11 protein-coding genes are annotated in these 15,590 nt (G+C 60.4%); 3 read left to right on the plus strand and 8 right to left on the minus strand.

Features of this window, described 5'->3' with window-relative positions; all coding sequences use genetic code 11:
• Positions 1-237 precede the first annotated feature (237 nt).
• Positions 238-651, plus strand: a complete 414-nt coding sequence (locus ACE1BR_RS04365) for a hypothetical protein (protein ID WP_374867936.1) — start codon at positions 238-240, stop codon at positions 649-651.
• 45 nt (positions 652-696) lie between these two features.
• Here ACE1BR_RS04365 and dmeF read toward each other — a convergent pair whose 3' ends face one another.
• On the minus strand, positions 697-1,650 hold the full coding sequence (gene dmeF / locus ACE1BR_RS04370; protein ID WP_374867938.1) for a CDF family Co(II)/Ni(II) efflux transporter DmeF: 954 nt from the start codon (positions 1,648-1,650) through the stop codon (positions 697-699).
• Positions 1,651-1,721: 71 nt separating this feature from the next.
• On the opposite strand from dmeF, the gene ACE1BR_RS04375 reads away from it, so the two are divergent.
• On the plus strand, positions 1,722-1,997 hold the full coding sequence (locus tag ACE1BR_RS04375) for a metal/formaldehyde-sensitive transcriptional repressor (RefSeq protein ID WP_335854051.1): 276 nt from the start codon (positions 1,722-1,724) through the stop codon (positions 1,995-1,997).
• A 39-nt stretch (positions 1,998-2,036) separates the two neighbouring features.
• On the opposite strand, the gene bcsC is transcribed toward ACE1BR_RS04375, so the two are convergent.
• Genes bcsC through bcsG form a run of 7 tightly spaced genes read right to left on the minus strand, consistent with a single transcriptional unit; the run spans position 2,037 to position 13,877 of the window.
• The gene (gene bcsC / locus ACE1BR_RS04380) at positions 2,037-5,489 is read right to left on the minus strand and encodes a cellulose synthase complex outer membrane protein BcsC (protein ID WP_374867941.1); all 3,453 of its coding nucleotides are present in this window, start codon (positions 5,487-5,489) and stop codon (positions 2,037-2,039) included.
• Positions 5,471-6,580, minus strand: a complete 1,110-nt coding sequence (gene bcsZ, locus ACE1BR_RS04385) for a cellulose synthase complex periplasmic endoglucanase BcsZ (protein WP_374867943.1) — start codon at positions 6,578-6,580, stop codon at positions 5,471-5,473. The genes bcsC and bcsZ overlap by 19 nt, the downstream gene beginning before the upstream one ends.
• Before the next feature lie 3 nt (positions 6,581-6,583).
• Positions 6,584-8,809, minus strand: a complete 2,226-nt coding sequence (bcsB, locus tag ACE1BR_RS04390) for a cellulose biosynthesis cyclic di-GMP-binding regulatory protein BcsB (protein ID WP_374867945.1) — start codon at positions 8,807-8,809, stop codon at positions 6,584-6,586.
• Positions 8,806-11,373 carry a UDP-forming cellulose synthase catalytic subunit gene (bcsA, locus tag ACE1BR_RS04395; RefSeq protein WP_374867947.1) on the minus strand — a complete coding sequence of 856 codons (2,568 nt, stop codon included), beginning with the start codon at positions 11,371-11,373 and terminating at the stop codon, positions 8,806-8,808. Before bcsA ends, bcsB begins: the two co-directional genes overlap by 4 nt.
• Entirely contained in the window at positions 11,367-12,035 is a 669-nt protein-coding gene (locus tag ACE1BR_RS04400) for a cellulose synthase operon protein YhjQ/BcsQ (RefSeq protein ID WP_374867949.1), read from the minus strand. The genes bcsA and ACE1BR_RS04400 overlap by 7 nt, the downstream gene beginning before the upstream one ends.
• Positions 12,032-12,238, minus strand: a complete 207-nt coding sequence (gene bcsR, locus ACE1BR_RS04405) for a cellulose biosynthesis protein BcsR (protein WP_374867950.1) — start codon at positions 12,236-12,238, stop codon at positions 12,032-12,034. The genes ACE1BR_RS04400 and bcsR overlap by 4 nt, the downstream gene beginning before the upstream one ends.
• Before the next feature lie 13 nt (positions 12,239-12,251).
• On the minus strand, positions 12,252-13,877 hold the full coding sequence (gene bcsG, locus ACE1BR_RS04410) for a cellulose biosynthesis protein BcsG (RefSeq protein WP_374867952.1): 1,626 nt from the start codon (positions 13,875-13,877) through the stop codon (positions 12,252-12,254).
• Positions 13,878-14,333: 456 nt separating this feature from the next.
• On the opposite strand from bcsG, the gene ACE1BR_RS04415 reads away from it, so the two are divergent.
• Positions 14,334-15,530: an aromatic amino acid transaminase gene (locus ACE1BR_RS04415; protein WP_374867954.1), complete on the plus strand. Its 1,197-nt coding sequence runs from the start codon at positions 14,334-14,336 to the stop codon at positions 15,528-15,530.
• Positions 15,531-15,590 lie beyond the last annotated feature (60 nt).

Consider the following 15,590-nt stretch of genomic DNA (forward strand, 5'->3'; position numbering starts at 1 on the left):
TCTCGATAATCGAGCACCCGGTCATTGCCGGGCGGTGCCATATTAATCAGCGGCAATCGTCTCAAATGTGAGCGAATGGGCAAAAAAGCCAAACTTTTTCAACAAGATAACGTTTTCAGATTGAAACTTGGATCCTGCTCACAGACCGCACGCCACTTTAGCCCCATATCTGGCAAACGGCAGTCGCAGGATCAGAAAAAATAATTTCTGATCAAGTGGATAGAGAAGGAGCAAGCGATGAAAAGGATTGAAGAACAGGCCAAACGGCTGGATCAGGAGTATCAGGCGATCGGACAACTGTTCGACCAGTTCTGCCAGCAGGCAGGCACCCTTGCCGAGCAGTACCACTTCTTCAACTGGCCCGACTATGAGGACTCCCCTCCCCTGAGTCGTGCCTTCACTCTACTGGGAGAACCTCGCGAACTGCGGCTGCGCTGCCAGCCAGGTGAGCGGGGTGCCTTCAACGGTCTGATCCAGGTGGTGGCCGAAGATGGTACCATCGATGCGAGCCTTGGCTTTGGCTCCGATGGGCAGCTATTACTGGAGTCCGGCAAGCTGCTCGACAACCCGCCAGAGCTGTTGCTCAAGCTGCTGCTGGGCGCGGTCTGGCAGCACAAACCGCAGACCAGCAAGGGGGAACCGGCCACCTGACGCTGCACTCTTAAACATCAGGGGGCCAAGGCCCCCTGTTCGCGGTTATTCGGTCGCGATCTCGATGGTCACATGCACCAGCTCTTCATGGATGGCGAGCCGCTCGCGGATCTGGCTGGCCGACAGAGGCGCCATCATCAGCAGGGAGAGCACGCAGGCATACTGCTGCTGACCTACCCGCCAAACGTGGAGATCGCGGATCTCGGTCTCCGGCAGCTCGGCAATCACCTCGCGGATCTCCGTCACCAGCGGGGTATCCATCTCGGCATCCAGCAGCACCCGCCCCGAGTCGCGCAGCAGACCCCAGGCCCACACCGCCACCAGCCCGGCACCCACAATCCCCATCAGGGGATCGAGCCAGTCAGCCCCCCACAGCATCCCTCCCACCAGCGCCAGAATCGCCAGCACCGAGGTGGCCGCATCCGCCAGCACGTGGATGTAGGCGGCGCGCAGGTTGAGATCCTGATGACCGTGCTGATGCTCATGAGAGTGATCGTGGTCGTGATGATCATGATGATGGTTGTGGCCGTGCCCATGGTGATGGCCGTGATCATCCTTGAGCAACCAGGCACAGGCGAGGTTCACCAGCAGGCCGACGATGGCGATGGCAATCGCCTGCTGGTAGTGGATCGGGCTGGGATCCAGCAACCGGAACACCGACTCGAACAGCATCAACCCGGCGACCCCCACCAGCAGCAAGGCACTGGTGAAGCCCCCTAGCACTTCGATTTTCCAGGTGCCAAAGCTGAATCTGTGGTCGCGGGCGAAGTGGCGGGCGGCGCGGTAGGCCAGTACCGACAGGCCGAGCGCCAGCGCGTGAGAGCTCATGTGCCAACCGTCAGCCAGCAGCGCCATGGAGTTGTAGAACCAGCCGCCACCGATCTCCGCCACCATCATGATGACAGTGAGCAGAACAGCCCAACGGGTCTTCTGTTCGGCCAGTGGATTGCCTTCGTGCACGACGGGTTGATGGCAGTGTGATTGGGCAAGGGACGACATCTGTTTCTCCTGAGAACGACAATGCAATATACTATACCCCAGTATAGTTTTATTGATCGAGAGGATCCGCCATGTCACACACCATCCACGACAAGAAGAAGCTGCTGGCACGGGTGCGCCGCATCAAGGGTCAGGCAGGCGCACTGGAGAGTGCACTGGAGCAGGAGAGCGACTGCACCGCCATTTTGCAGCAGATCGCCGCCATCCGCGGTGCCGTCAACGGCCTGATGCTGGAGGTGCTGGAAGGACATATGCGCGAACACCTAGGCGCTGAAGAGGCGACCCATGCCGAGCGGCTGGAGGATCTGGATCAGGTAGTGCGGGTTTTGCGATCCTATCTGAAGTGACACCATGCAAAGATGCCCGGTGGCAAACCGGGCATCTCGTCAATCAAACTCCGCGTATGGGGTCAGAGGCAGTGGCGGCATATCGAGATCTCCCCGCCACGGCTTGAAGGTGTAACGCAGGAACAGGGTGGCGTGGCTGGGCGCGTAGTCATCCGCCTGCTGCAGGTCGATGCGACCACCGATGCGCCAGTGATCCGTCAAACGGTGCTCGACCATTGCATTGAGGGTGTAGCCCATGCCACTGCTGCTGCCACCGGTCACCGGGGCATCTTTATCCGGCAAACCATCCGGCAGCAGACCGGGCAGAGGATAACGGCGACTGTCATCGGTTCTGGCCTGCGACCAGGAGACCGAGCCTCCGAGCTCCCAGGACCAATTCTGCACGCGCTGGCGATAGCTGACCGGCAGCGCGACCGAGAGATAATGCTGGGGACTGTAATACCCTCCCTGCCCCAGGGTGTAACCGCTCAGATCCTGCTGATAGTGCCACCACATAGAGTTCAGTCCGACACTGACCCGACGGTGATCTTCATTGATCAGCTTGTAATAACTGCCGCCCATCAGCCGGGTACGCCAGTTGTCAGGCACATTCTTGCCCGTCAGGAGGTGCTGCTGAACGCTGCCCCAGAGGCCGGTATCCCCACCCTGGTCACGGCTCAGATCCAGGCGCATGCCATTGGCTCGCACTCCCCCCCAACGGATCCCGCTGCCCGGGTCGATCATTCCGGCATAGGCGAGCAGGGAGCTATTGAGCGGACGGCGTGACACCGTGGCCCGCCACCCCAGGCTCTGCCAATCCCCTCTCACACTCGCCCCCCCGACCCAGTCCACCACCTCGAACCCGACAGGTGTGGTCCCCAGATCAAAGGACCAGCGCTCATCATGCCAACCGGTAGCCACCGCAGTGCCCTGCTGTCGCTGCTGCGCCATGCCACTGCAGCTTGTCTCGGCACAAGTGCCCAGTTGCTCCTGATAGGGGGAATCAGGCAGGGTTCCCGCATCCATCTCGACCAGCTCGAGACGGTTGAAAAACGTGCCGCCAGCCAACGGGGTATCCAGCTGCAGCATCTGGGTCAGGGCACGGAGGTTTGACACCCCCGGCGTACCGCTGGAGCCCCAGTAATCGCTGTCAAACGAGAAGGTGCTCTGCTCCTGACGATAGTGCCGATCAAGATCGCTGCGCAGGCTGGAGAGCAACCAGTCGTCACCACGCTGGCGATGAGCCTGCTCGCTCAGCTCGCCATCGGGTATATCCTCCCGGGGGATAAGGCCGCCAGCCAGCAACGCCTTTCTATCCAGCGCCAGCGCCTCCTCGTTGTCTCCGCTGGCAAAACGCTGGCGGGCAGCGTCGCGCCAAAACAGGGTGCTCTCTTGAGAGGATGGCAACCCGGACACCAGCGGGGCATAGGTAGCAAAGATCTCCTGTGCAAGGTCAGGGTCCCCCAGCTGCTGGTAAAGATTGGCGACCTGACGATAGAGATTCATCTTCTCCGGCGACGGCGTATCGGGCCACGCAGGTAGCCAGTGATAGGCAGATTGTCGATCCCCTCTGGCCAGCGCGATTTCGGCCATGCCAAGGCGCGCATCGGGATGATGGGGATGTTTGGCCAGAACGCTCTGATAGAGATGCTCCGCGCGCACCTTGTCACCACGAACCGTCGCCCACTGCGCCAGCAGCAGAGCAATATCCTCGTCAGGCAGCAGGGGTTGCAGCAACTGCTCGGCCGCAACCTCATCGCCCTGCTCACGCAGTCGGGTTGCCTGTGCAACCCGCTCCCGGCGAGCAAGTCGGCTGTCCAGCTCGCGCATATCTTCGCTCCAGCGTGCTGCGGGCTCTGCGGGCTCTGCGGCCAGCAGGGTGCGCGCTTGCGCCACGTCGCCCTGTCCGGAAAGGAAGAGTGCGGTGGCATAACGCAGCGAGAGATCACGGGGGGTCGCCGCCAGACGTTGCCGCAGCAGCCGTTCACCCGCTGCGGCACCGTCGACACGCGTCAAATCTTCTGCCAGCCGATAAGCCAGCCAGACATCATCAGGGGTCAATTGCAGCGCTTCCTGACGCCGCGCTACCGCCTGTGGCCACTTGCCAGCCTGCGCCAGCAGGTCGGCCTCCTCCTCCAGCTGCGTGGCAAGGATCCGGGCCGCTTGTTCCTGCAAGCGCGGTGAGCGACTCGCATTGGCCAGCGCCACTGCTTTTGCCGGATCCTGCTGCACATAGAGATCAAACAGACGCCCCAAAGCCCGCGTGTTGCCGGGGGCGAAGGCGAGCACCTTGCGATAGGCCAGCTCTGCCTCCCGCTCTTGCTGACGCGCGCGTTCGCTGTCACCCAGCCCAAGCCACCCCTCCGGCTCCTGCGGATCCAGCCTGGTTGCCTGGCGGTATAGATTGGCCGCCTCCGCCCACTGTCGGGTGGCGGCCGCTTTGTCGGCGCGATCCAGCATTAACCAGTAGCGGTTGGTCGCCAGCAAACTCTCCCACTTTGCGCGTTGGGCTACGTCAGGCTGCCGCAACAACCGCTCCAGCTGGGCCACCGCTTCCGCCCGCCGGTTGTTGCGTGAGTACGCTTCGGCCAGGGCGCCTCTCAGCGCCTGATCATCAGGGTTGGCAGCCAGTGCAGCGCTGATCTCCCGCACCGATGCCTTGCCCGTGCGGTTGCGAGCCAGAGCATTCTGACGCTGGCGAAAGGCCGGAGATGCCCACTGCTGCTCCTGTGTATCGAGCAGCGTCAGGGCCTCATCTACCTCACTGTCAGAGCCAAACGTCACGACAAACTGGCGCAGCGCATCCATGCTCGCAATTCCGACCGGCATATCGCGGATAGAGGCAAGCCAGAGAGAGGCAGCCGCATCACGGCTACCGGGATGAAGCGCCATGCGCTTGAGCAACACCATCGCCTCTTGATAACGACCGTCCTGCTGCAGATTGCTTACCAGACCGGCCCGCAATGCTGCATGGCCGGGATAGCGCCGCTCAAGATCCTGCAAGGTGGCGATAGCAGCCTTGCGGGTAGCGGGAATGCGGGCCTCGAGCAGTGCATATTCCACCGCCAGATCCAGCGTCGGCGGCCCATCAGAACCAAACAGCTTGCGGTATCCGGCTTGCGCCTCCTGCAAGCGTCCTGCACTGGCGAGCACGCGCGCCTGCTGCAACTGTTGGCGCACTTCAGGAGCCTCCAGCGCCAGTGCGGCCATGATCTGCCGGTACTGGCTCGAATCCGGCGCCACACTGGCCAATTGTGCCAGCGCTTGTTGGGCATCGACCTGCTTGCCGAGACGCAGCGCCTGACGCGCCTTGGCTGCCAGCAGCTCGGGGTGGTCAGGCTCAACCAGAGAGAGGGAGTAGAGCGAATTGCTGATCAGCGCCTCGTTATGAGTCGCTTCCCCGACGCGCACCTGCTCCAGCAACCAGCTGACGGGCTCAACCGCACTATGGGCCTGACCGCTCAGCAACAAGCCGAGCGTCAGGCAGAGGGCTGTCACTCTGGTTGATGACATCTCTCGCTCCAGCGGGGGATCAGATTGCCATTTGCCGCAAAACGATAACGCTCCTGATCCCAACCCGACCCGAACAACGTCAGCACGCTGCCATAGTAGGCATGGGCATCCCAGCCGCGCTGGCCGACTTGTGCGCGCAACGCATCAAGTGCGGGCTCCCCTTGCATCAAAGGGAGCAGGGCCGCGGCAAATCCGGCAGCAGCGTGTCCCTCAACCTTGCCGGTGGCGGTATCGATACGCTCCGGAACCTGGCCGGTGCGATTGATATAAGCCCGCATGGGCGAGAAGTGGGCCAGCAGTTGCTGTTTCGCCGGGTCGTCAGCACTCAGCATCCCGACCCAGAGATAGACCCGAATCGCATCATAGCTGCCGCGATTACCATGTTTGGCATTGCTCACCCAGCCTGTCGCTTGCTGCCAGTCGACCCAGTCAGGGGCAAATCCCTTGGGAGCACTTGCCATCAACATGGCGGGCCACTGCTTATGCATCTCTTGCCACGGCCCCTGCATGCCGGCGACACGCGCCAGCAACTGGGGTGGCAAATAGGCGGGGTTGAGCGTCCAGCGATTTTCCGCAACAAATCCTTTGGGTCCCGGCAGCAGCACCGGCCCCAGGCCCGGCAGGCGCGCCACCTCTTCCCGGGCTATGCGGCGCAGCAACATGGTGCCGATGGATTCGTAGCTGTGGTTCTGCCACAAACGCCCGGCCTCCAGCAGGCTGTAGGCGATCCAGAGATCAGAATCAGCCGCACTATTGGCATCCAGCACACCCCACTTCTCGCCCTGCAGCCCCCACAGCCAGGCTGGCAGGAAACCGGTCAGATCCCCTTTTGCCAGCTCGCGCTCGGTCCAGTTCAGCACCTGCTCGAACGTCTCCCGATCATCATTGACCAGTGCAAAAAAGAGCGCGTAGCTCTGCCCTTCCGAGGTGGTGATACGGCGCGCATCTGATGGGTCAATCACCCGTCCCTCGGCCGTTATGTAATCCCGCTTGAACTGCTGCCACTCGGGCCAGTCACACGCAGCGCGGGCCGGGAGGGTGCTTGCGCACCAGAGCAGCAGTAGCATCATCGTTCTGATCATCTTTCTCATCTCTTACTCTTCCTTCAAACGACGACGGCTGATCTGAGCCAGCAACAACCTCAGCCCCCATCCCAGCAACAGCATGCTGATCAGCGTGACCCCGGCCAGACGCACCGGATGGTTGGCCAACAGATGCCACAGCCGCTCCCACCAGGGGAGATAACCCACCTCGTAGCGTTCGCCGACATCCAGCGCGGTGACCCCAGCCTCCCGAATAATCGCCACTGAGCCCTCTATCCGGGTCCGCAACGAAGGCGTTTGCATCGTCTCGTTCAACAAGCGGGTGCCCGCCGTACCATCTGCCAGCAGGGCCACGACGCTGCGCTGCGGGTGAGCAGGAGATTGCAGACCTAGCACCACGGCAATCGCGTTATTCCCGCTGATCCCGACCCGCGCCTCTGGCTGACGGTCACGAGCCGAAGAGTGTTCGACCGCCCTGAACTCGCGCCTTGGCTGATTCACCCAGCTCTGCAGCGAGGCAAGCAGCGCATCCGGCTCGGCATCATGGCGAAATTCGGCAGGCAGATCGCCGATCAGCAGGGTATCAAGGTCGGCATCCCGCACCTGCTGCCACTCATTGGTCAGGGTAAAGGCCAGGGCCGGATAACCGGTCTCGGCGCCGATTGCCCCCAAGGTATCGAGCATGGTTGTTATCTGCTCAGAAGATGGTTTTAGCGGCATAACTATCTGAGTTTCAGATAGATCAGCCATCCTGCTGAAGGGAAAACCGGCCCCGGAGAAGACCTTCAGATTGGGCATCTCGATCAAATGGCGATAGCCGGTGAAATCGAGCGTCGAGCTTTCATCAATTCGCACCTGATGAGCGGGTGGCAGCAACAGATCGCAACGACCATCCTCATGCCCCCCCATAAACTGCTGGCCATATTGGAAGGCGAAACTGAGACGATTGGCCTGCCCGCTCTTGAGCCCCGGCATCCGCAATGCTCTGGACTCATCCTCCCCGGTCAACCACAGGGGAAGGGTCAGTAACTGCTTGCCCTTGATCTCGTCAGGCTCCAGTGGATACGACTTCATCAACTGATCGTTCACCTTCACATCCAGCCGGGAACCGTCATGCAACACCGGCGATGTGTAGTGGTAACCCAGCTGCAGCTTGATCCCGTTCGCACCGGGCTGATAGAGGTCCGGCGGTAAGGTCACGGTGAGGTCCAGCGGCCAGATGGCGCGCCCGCTGGCCTGCAACTGCCCCGGATAGTCGAGCAGCTCGTCAAGGCGTACCGGACGATCCAGCCTGACCCAGTTGGGGGCATCATAAGGCACTCTTGGCGCCAGGGGCTTGAGCTCATCGACCCGCACGCTCTGACCACGCAACAGCACAGTTCCCTGCGCTATCGCCTTGCTGGCGATCAGCAAATCGTCCTGATTGCGCCCCGATATCACCAGCAGCCTCACATAGGGGTTATCAGGCGCACTCACCATGTCGATGGTGGGCCCGGTCACCTGAGGGTAATCGACCAGAAAATCGGGCCGGGTCTCGTTGGTGGCAAACACGATGGCATTGCGGGTCGGCGTCTCATTAATCAGCACGGGGAAATGCTGGCCGCGCCATTGCGCTTTGGCCCCGAACCAGGAGGCCAGTACGGCCGCTGCCCGTTGCTGCTCCAGCGACACGGCACCGGCAAAGACCATGGGCAGCACCAGCTGCGAATCATCGCGCGTGTCGAGAAACGGCATCGGGAAGAAGGAGAGTTCATTGCGCACCGGCAGGGTCTGCAGTTGCAAATTGAGCCGGGTGTCCCGATTGATATTGAGCCACAGGGTATCGCTGGCCGGGTTCTCGCAGACCCTCTGATAATGGCCGATGAAGTTCAGCTTGAGCCGGTTGAAATCCTTGGCGTAACGGGGATCGAGCGCCATGGTGGCGTAGTTTCGCTGTCCCATCTGCTTGTCGACAAAGGGCTGGACGCCCATCAGTTCGTCGTTGAGATAGACCTTGAGTTGCGAGACCAGCGGCAGCAAGGATGGTGACGGGGTGAAATCGAGATCCAGCGTGGCCCGGGTCACCACCTCGTCACGGCGCACGGTGAAATCAGCGAGCCCATCAGGCATGGTGCCGCGCAGGGAGAAGGTGCCAGGGTGCCCGGCCATCTGCTCCAGCGTCATTGAGCGGGTACGGATCGGGGCATCTACCGCAGGCAGCGGCCCCGTCATCTCCGTCGCCGATACCGCGGGGGCCGCCAGGAGCAATGCAAGCAGGTAAGGTTTTGGTTTCATCATGCTTTTACTGTCTGTGCTGTCGAGGCTCCGGAGCGAAAATCCGCAGAGACGCGACGTGGAACAAAAGAGAGCAGCCAGAACAGCAGCTTCTCACTGAGAATGCAGAGCGAAGCCAGCGGCGTGGAGCGCAGCAGACGCCAGTAAGCCCCCCAGCCCAGCTGAACTATCTGGAAAAAACTGTGCAGCGGACGATCTCTGCCCAGCCGTTTTTGCCACAGGGACCAGGTATCGGCGCGAGCAAAGGTGCACTGGATAAAGGCGATATGTTGCGCCTTGTCCATCGGCTCCAGCTCCAGTCCGAGGCGACTGCCAAATACCCGCTGAACCCGGGCAGGGAATGCCGCCTCCCGGCTGCCATAGCGCAACAGCAGCCAGACCCGCTCCTTACCTGCCAGAGGCAACATCGTCTCGAGCCGAATGCCAACCCCACCGTTCGAGTAGTCGCTGAGGGTGCAGGGGTAGATGTGTCCGTCGGCCAGCTTGATGGCGGCAGGCATCACCATCTCCACCCGGGGATTGCTGCGCACCTGGCGGGATTCGAAGGCAACGGCCAATGCGCCCCCCAGAATGGTCATGTTGTAGAGCGCCCACAGCATGCTGAGGATCAGGGTCGGGATCTCATCTACCGGCCCGGCCAGAATGCGCCAGATACCGAATCCCAGACCGCAGATATTGAGCAAAACCAGGATCAGATAGGGGCGCGATACCTCCAGATCGAGATAGACCTCCTCCGTCAATCCGCCCTTGGCCGTCACGTTGAACTTGCCTTTGTGCGGAGCAAAGAGAGCCACCGTCGTGGGGCGGGCGATATACCAAGCCAGTACCGTCTCGTAGACCTCTCCCCAGAAGGAGTAGCGCACCTTGCCCTGAAGCCGGGAGTTGGTCAGGGCGCTATGGAACAGATGGGGCAACATGTAGAGGGCGATCGCCGCCGCAGGGGCGTAGATGACATAGGCATGGAGGATCAGAAAGGTCAGCGGTGCGGTCAGAAAGATCAGACGCGGAACCCCGGCCAGAAAATGGAGCATGGCGTTGAAGTAACAGAGGCGCTGTCCCAGGCTGATCCCTTTGCCAAACAGCGGATTGTCCAGCCGCAGAATTTGAGCCATCCCGCGCGCCCAGCGAATACGCTGGCCGATATGGGCGGAGAGGCTCTCGGTCGCCAACCCTGCCGCCTGGGGGATCCGCATATAGGCAGAGGTGTACCCCTGACGATGCAGTCGCAATGAGGTATGGGCATCCTCGGTCACGGTCTCGACGGCCAGCCCGCCGATCTCATCCAGTGCCGAGCGCTTGATGACGGCACAGGAACCGCAGAAAAAGGTGGCATCCCACATGTCGTTGCCATCTTGTACCAATCCATAGAAGAGGGCGCCCTCGTTAGGCATCTTGCGAAAACGATGGAGGTTGCGCTCGAAGGGATCGGCCGAGAAGAAGTGATGAGGCGTCTGGACCAGACCCAGGGCAGGATCTTTGAAAAACCATCCGACAGTCATCTGCAAGAAGGATCGGGTGGGTAGATGGTCACAGTCGAAGATCGCCACCAACTCACCATTCGCCAGCTTGAGGGCATGGTTGATATTGCCCGCCTTGGCGTGCTCGTGGGTGGGGCGCGCCACATAGCGGATCCCGACCGCCTCGGCAAACTGTCTGAACTCCTCGCGCCCGCCATCATCGAGCAGCCAGATGGTCAGTTTCTCCTTTGGCCAGTCCAGCGCCAGCGAGGCATAAACCGTCCCTTTCACAATGGCCAGCTCCTCGTTGTAGGTCGGGATCATCAGATCCACCGATGGCCATTGCTCGATATCAGGGGGCATGGGTACGGGCGGACGATTGAGCGGCCACGCGGTCTGCCAGTACCCCAGGATCAACACGATCCAGGCATAGGTTTCTGCCGCCAGCAGCAACAGACCACAACACAGGCTTAACGGATCCCACCAGTCCAGGGTGGAGGTGTAACGCCACCAGATATAACGGCATGAGACAGTCAGGGAGAGCACCATCATCATCAGCATGGGATAGCGCCCCGGTACGGCACGCAGCACGAATGCCATCATGGCCAGCATCAGGACAAAGACCAGCTGAGCGTAGAGATCAAAAGGCTGGGTAATGCAGAGCAGGCTCAGTAACCCGGCCGCAATACAAAGCAGCACGCTCTTCCATCTGGCAACGGCAACAGCATTGCGTGACTGACGCAGCTGGCTGTGCTCGAATTGCGCCAGCTTCCCCTCCAGCCACAGAGTCCCTTTCTGCCATAACCGCTGGCACCAGGCCGGCCAGCGAAAAGGTCTGGGTTCAGGCCTGCGGATCAGCAGCCAGATCGTCTGTAACAGCAGACGGAGGGGATCGCCGGGGCGCGTGTTGGTGACATGGGGATAAAGCGCGTGCCGGTGCCGATAAAAGCGCTGCCAGGCTGGCCCCTCCAGCGGACACAGGATCCACGCCAGCACCCGCAGCATGGTGACCGCGAAGGCTGCCCAGCGGGATGAGCCCGCACTGCGCAAATGACGATAGCTGCGGCGTAACCAGCTCGTGGCGGCGGGAGTCAGCAAGGGCACTAGCATGAAATGTTACGCCCGTGCTGGAGGCACCAGCGTGCCAACGCATCCAGCTCATGGGCAATCAGGCTGTCGGGCGCATAGTCCCCCACCGGCAATTTGGCTGCCATGGCCTCCGCCATCGACTCATCCCGATGCAGACGAATGGCGAGCAGCGGGATCCCCCCCTCATCCCAGAGATCGAGCAGATCCTGTTGCAACGCTCGCCGACTGGTAAATTGGGTGACCACCACCTGCTCCTGTGGCACAAACCGATGGCGATAGAGCCGTGTGTGGGCATTGGCGTCGGCATTGACGACCGTGAGCAATCGGGTGCATTTCACCGCTATCGTTCCTGCAGGCAGATCCAGCAGCACCAGATCATAACCCTCCACTTCAGACAACCAGTCAATGGAGAGAGGCCCGGTTACCCCACCCTGCGCTAACAGATCCAGACCGGGTTGCCAGCAATGAATGGCGGAGCGCCAGCCATTGGCAGGATCAGCCAGCAAACCCCAGCCACGGGCCTCATCCCAGGGCCTCCCGAAATGCAGTGCTAACTGATTGTCAGGACAGAGATCGACCGCCAGTACCCTGGCTCCCTGTCGCCAGGCTGCCAGTGCCAACCCGGCAACGATAGAGGTCGTTCCCACTCCCCCTCTTATCCCTTGCAGCGCAACGGTAATCACTCTTCGCCCCGCTTTTTCAAATCCAGCTCGGCGAGCAGAGGAAAGCGCTCCCGGACATCGGCCAGACGCTCTTCCAGTGCGATATCGTGATAAAAAAAGCTGACACCAAAGGCTTGCTGGACAAGCTCGATGTCGGTGATCCCATCCCCTGCCACAGGGACATCAAAGGGTGCCGGTTTACTTACCTGCTCATCAGTCGTCATGTTGCACTCCGGATCATTTCGGATAAAGAACCCAATCGCCCTGCCCCAGTTTGATGTGGTAGTCCCCCTGATAATGCACCACCACGGTTCCCTGATTCTCCGACACCATGGGGGTCTTGGGCAGGTTGTTCAGCAGTCCATTCCAGTCAATAGTCGGCTTGCCAAACAGATCACTCTCCAGCGTGTTGGCCACCAGTGCGGAGAGGGCTAGGTAGCTGCTTTCTCCCGCGATATGACGTGTTGGCTCATGAGGTGCCTGGGTGCCGATAAAGGCCACACCAACAGGAATGCGGGTAATGGCCGGGCTCGGAATATCGCGCAAACCCGCCATCTGCATCCGATCACCGGTCAGAGCGGCGCCATGCTCCGGCACCACCACCACCATGACCTTGCGACCAGAGCGCTCCAGCTCGGAGAGGAAGTGATCCAGTTGATCCAGCAGGGTGCGCAGCCGCCCTTTGTAGGGGGCTGTCTGCCGATTTTTGGCGTAACGGTTGCCATCATGCAGGGAGATGAGGTTAAAGAAGGTGGCATTACGCACCGCCTGACTCTCGCCTCGCGCCTGCAACCAGCGCGCAAACAGGGCATCATCGCGGTAGATTGATTCACCATCAAACGACACCAAATCATTTGGTAATCCAGCCCGGCTCATGGGCGCAGTATCCAGACCAGCCAGATCTTTCAACTCCTTGAGATAATTGCCAAAGGCGCCGGAGTGATCGAGGGCCACCTGTTTCTCGAAACCCAATTGCGCCAGATTGTCGAACAGCAGGCACTCTTTGGGGGCTGGCAGATAGAGATCCTGATGACTGGGCTGACCACAACTGGCACGCAGCAGGCGGATGGAGGCAGGGCCACTGTAAGAGGTAGCAGCGTTGAAGCTGTCAAACATCAAATTGAAATGGCGCCATACCGGATGCTGCTGCAGGCCACTCGCCTCCACATCGCTCCACGCCAAAGAGCAGATGTTGATCACAAGCAGATCAAAAGGGGTCGCCGTGGCGGGCAACTGCTGCGGAAATTTGATCTTGCGCCCACGCTCTGCCAGATAGAAATCATCGAGATAGGCATTGAGGTTGGCCGTGGTCGGAGGCGCACTCTGCTCAAGCTGTTGCTCCAGTTCAACCGGGCCCTGCTCGTTATTGACCAGACCCTTCACAGGCTGGGCTGCACTGCTCGCAACCATATCCTTACCGTCAGGCACTGCACTCACCAGCAGCGGAGATAGCCACAGCCAGAGCAGAGAAGCCAGCACCCAGGGGGTAAACCGCAGCCACTGCACCAGAAACAGGTAGGCGGTTAGCATGACAAAACCAATCCCCACCATTTCCCAATTGATGAAGCGCTCGAGCAGTTCCAGCCAATAATCGGCACTAAAAGAGAAAAGCTGTCCGCCCTGACTGACGATGCTCTCTAATCCCGGCAACCAGGTATCGTGATAGAAGAGCCCGATCCCGACTGGCAAGGCAATCCATGACCGTGCTCGTCGCAAGCGGGGCGAGGAGAGCGGGAACAGCAGAAAAGCAGCGAATACCAGATTGGCCAGCGGGTGGAAATTGAGATATCCCCCCCACAACAGTGCCAACTTGCCCAGAAAATAGAGGTTCCAGCTACCCAGCCCCAGCCAGAGGGGGTTCACAAGAGAGTTTGCAGATGTATGTCGCGTCATTGAAACCGGTCTACCTATCGTCACCAAACCGGATAATTGCAAGCAGAGAGCAGCTCCAGATGGATAATTAAATCACGGCGCATGCGATATGGATGCGCTAAGTGACATGTCACCGGCATGTTTAACGGGCACACTGAGTCGCTCGCCTGAATACACCGGCAATATAATTAAGGAATTGATTGGTCTATCAGTGTACCACTACAACAAGGATGGAAATCCGTTTGACCCCGAATTTTTGTTTCAAAATGTGACGATAGCGGCCTATTTTCCTCCTCAACAGGCATATAAAACATGCATTCGAACTGGGTGTCATAGATAGCCAGACTAGAGCACAACTTGAGGCTTGAGGCTAAAAGGGGATTACGCCATGATGTCCAGCCCGGCTGACCGCCGGTCTTACTGGACAGTCAATTTCAAGGATCCCCCATGTTTGAACACGTCGATGCCTATGCTGGCGACCCCATCCTGACCCTGGTCGAGACCTTCCACAAAGACACCCGCGAGCAGAAGGTGAACCTGGGGATCGGCCTCTATTACGATGAGCAGGGCCGCATTCCGCTACTGCCGTCAGTGCAGCAGGCCGAAACGCAGCGCGCAGCCGCCCCGGCGCCGCGTCCCTACCAGCCGATGGAAGGCGCCGCCAACTACCGCACCGCGGTGCAGCACCTGCTGTTCGGCGCCGACCATGAAGCGGTCAAGGCGGGACGTATCGCCACCATCCAGACCATCGGCGGCTCAGGTGCGCTGAAGATTGGCGCCGATCTGCTCAAGCGCTACTTCCCGACCTCCGAGGTGTGGGTCAGCAATCCGACTTGGGACAACCACAAGGCGATGTTCGAGGGGGCCGGCATCAAGGTGCACGACTACCCCTACTACGATGCGACCACCGGCGGCGTGCAGTTTGACGCCATGATCGACTGTCTGAGCAGCCTGCCAGCGAAAAGCATCGTGCTGCTGCACCCCTGCTGCCACAACCCGACCGGGGTTGATCTCTCCCGTGCCCAGTGGGATCGGGTGATCGCGCTGGTGGCTGAGAAGAACCTGATCCCCTTTATGGATATCGCCTATCAGGGCTTCGGCGACGGGCTGGAAGAGGATGCCTACGCCATCCGCGCCATGGTGGCCGCAGGCGTCAGCTTCTTCGTCAGCAACTCGTTTTCCAAGAACCTCTCCTTCTACGGCGAGCGCTGTGGCGGCCTGTCTGTCATCTGCCAAGATGCCGAAGAGGCAAGCCGGGTGCTGGGCCAGATGAAGGCCACCGTGCGCCGCAACTACTCCAGCCCTCCCACTCACGGTGGCCAGATCACCGCGGCGGTGATGAGCCAGCCGGAGCTGCACGCCCTGTGGGTTGACGAGGTGACCGAGATGCGCACCCGCATCAAGGGGATGCGCCAGAAGCTGTTCGAGGTGCTGAGCGCCAAGGTGCCGGGCCGTGATTTCAGCTACTTCATCAACCAGCGCGGCATGTTCAGCTACACCGGCCTCACGCCGGAGCAGGTGGATCGCCTGCGCGAAGAGTTCGCAGTCTATCTGGTGCGCTCCGGTCGCATGTGCGTGGCGGGCCTCAATAGCCGCAACGTCGACTACGTGGCCGATGCCATGGCGGCAGTGCTCAAGGGCTAATCTGCATCAGCCCCGCTTTGGCGGGGCTTTTTGTCTGTTTCATTCGCTTGTGGAGTCTTT

The organism is Aeromonas sp. MdU4 (assembly GCF_041929505.1).
Lineage (GTDB): Bacteria > Pseudomonadota > Gammaproteobacteria > Enterobacterales > Aeromonadaceae > Aeromonas.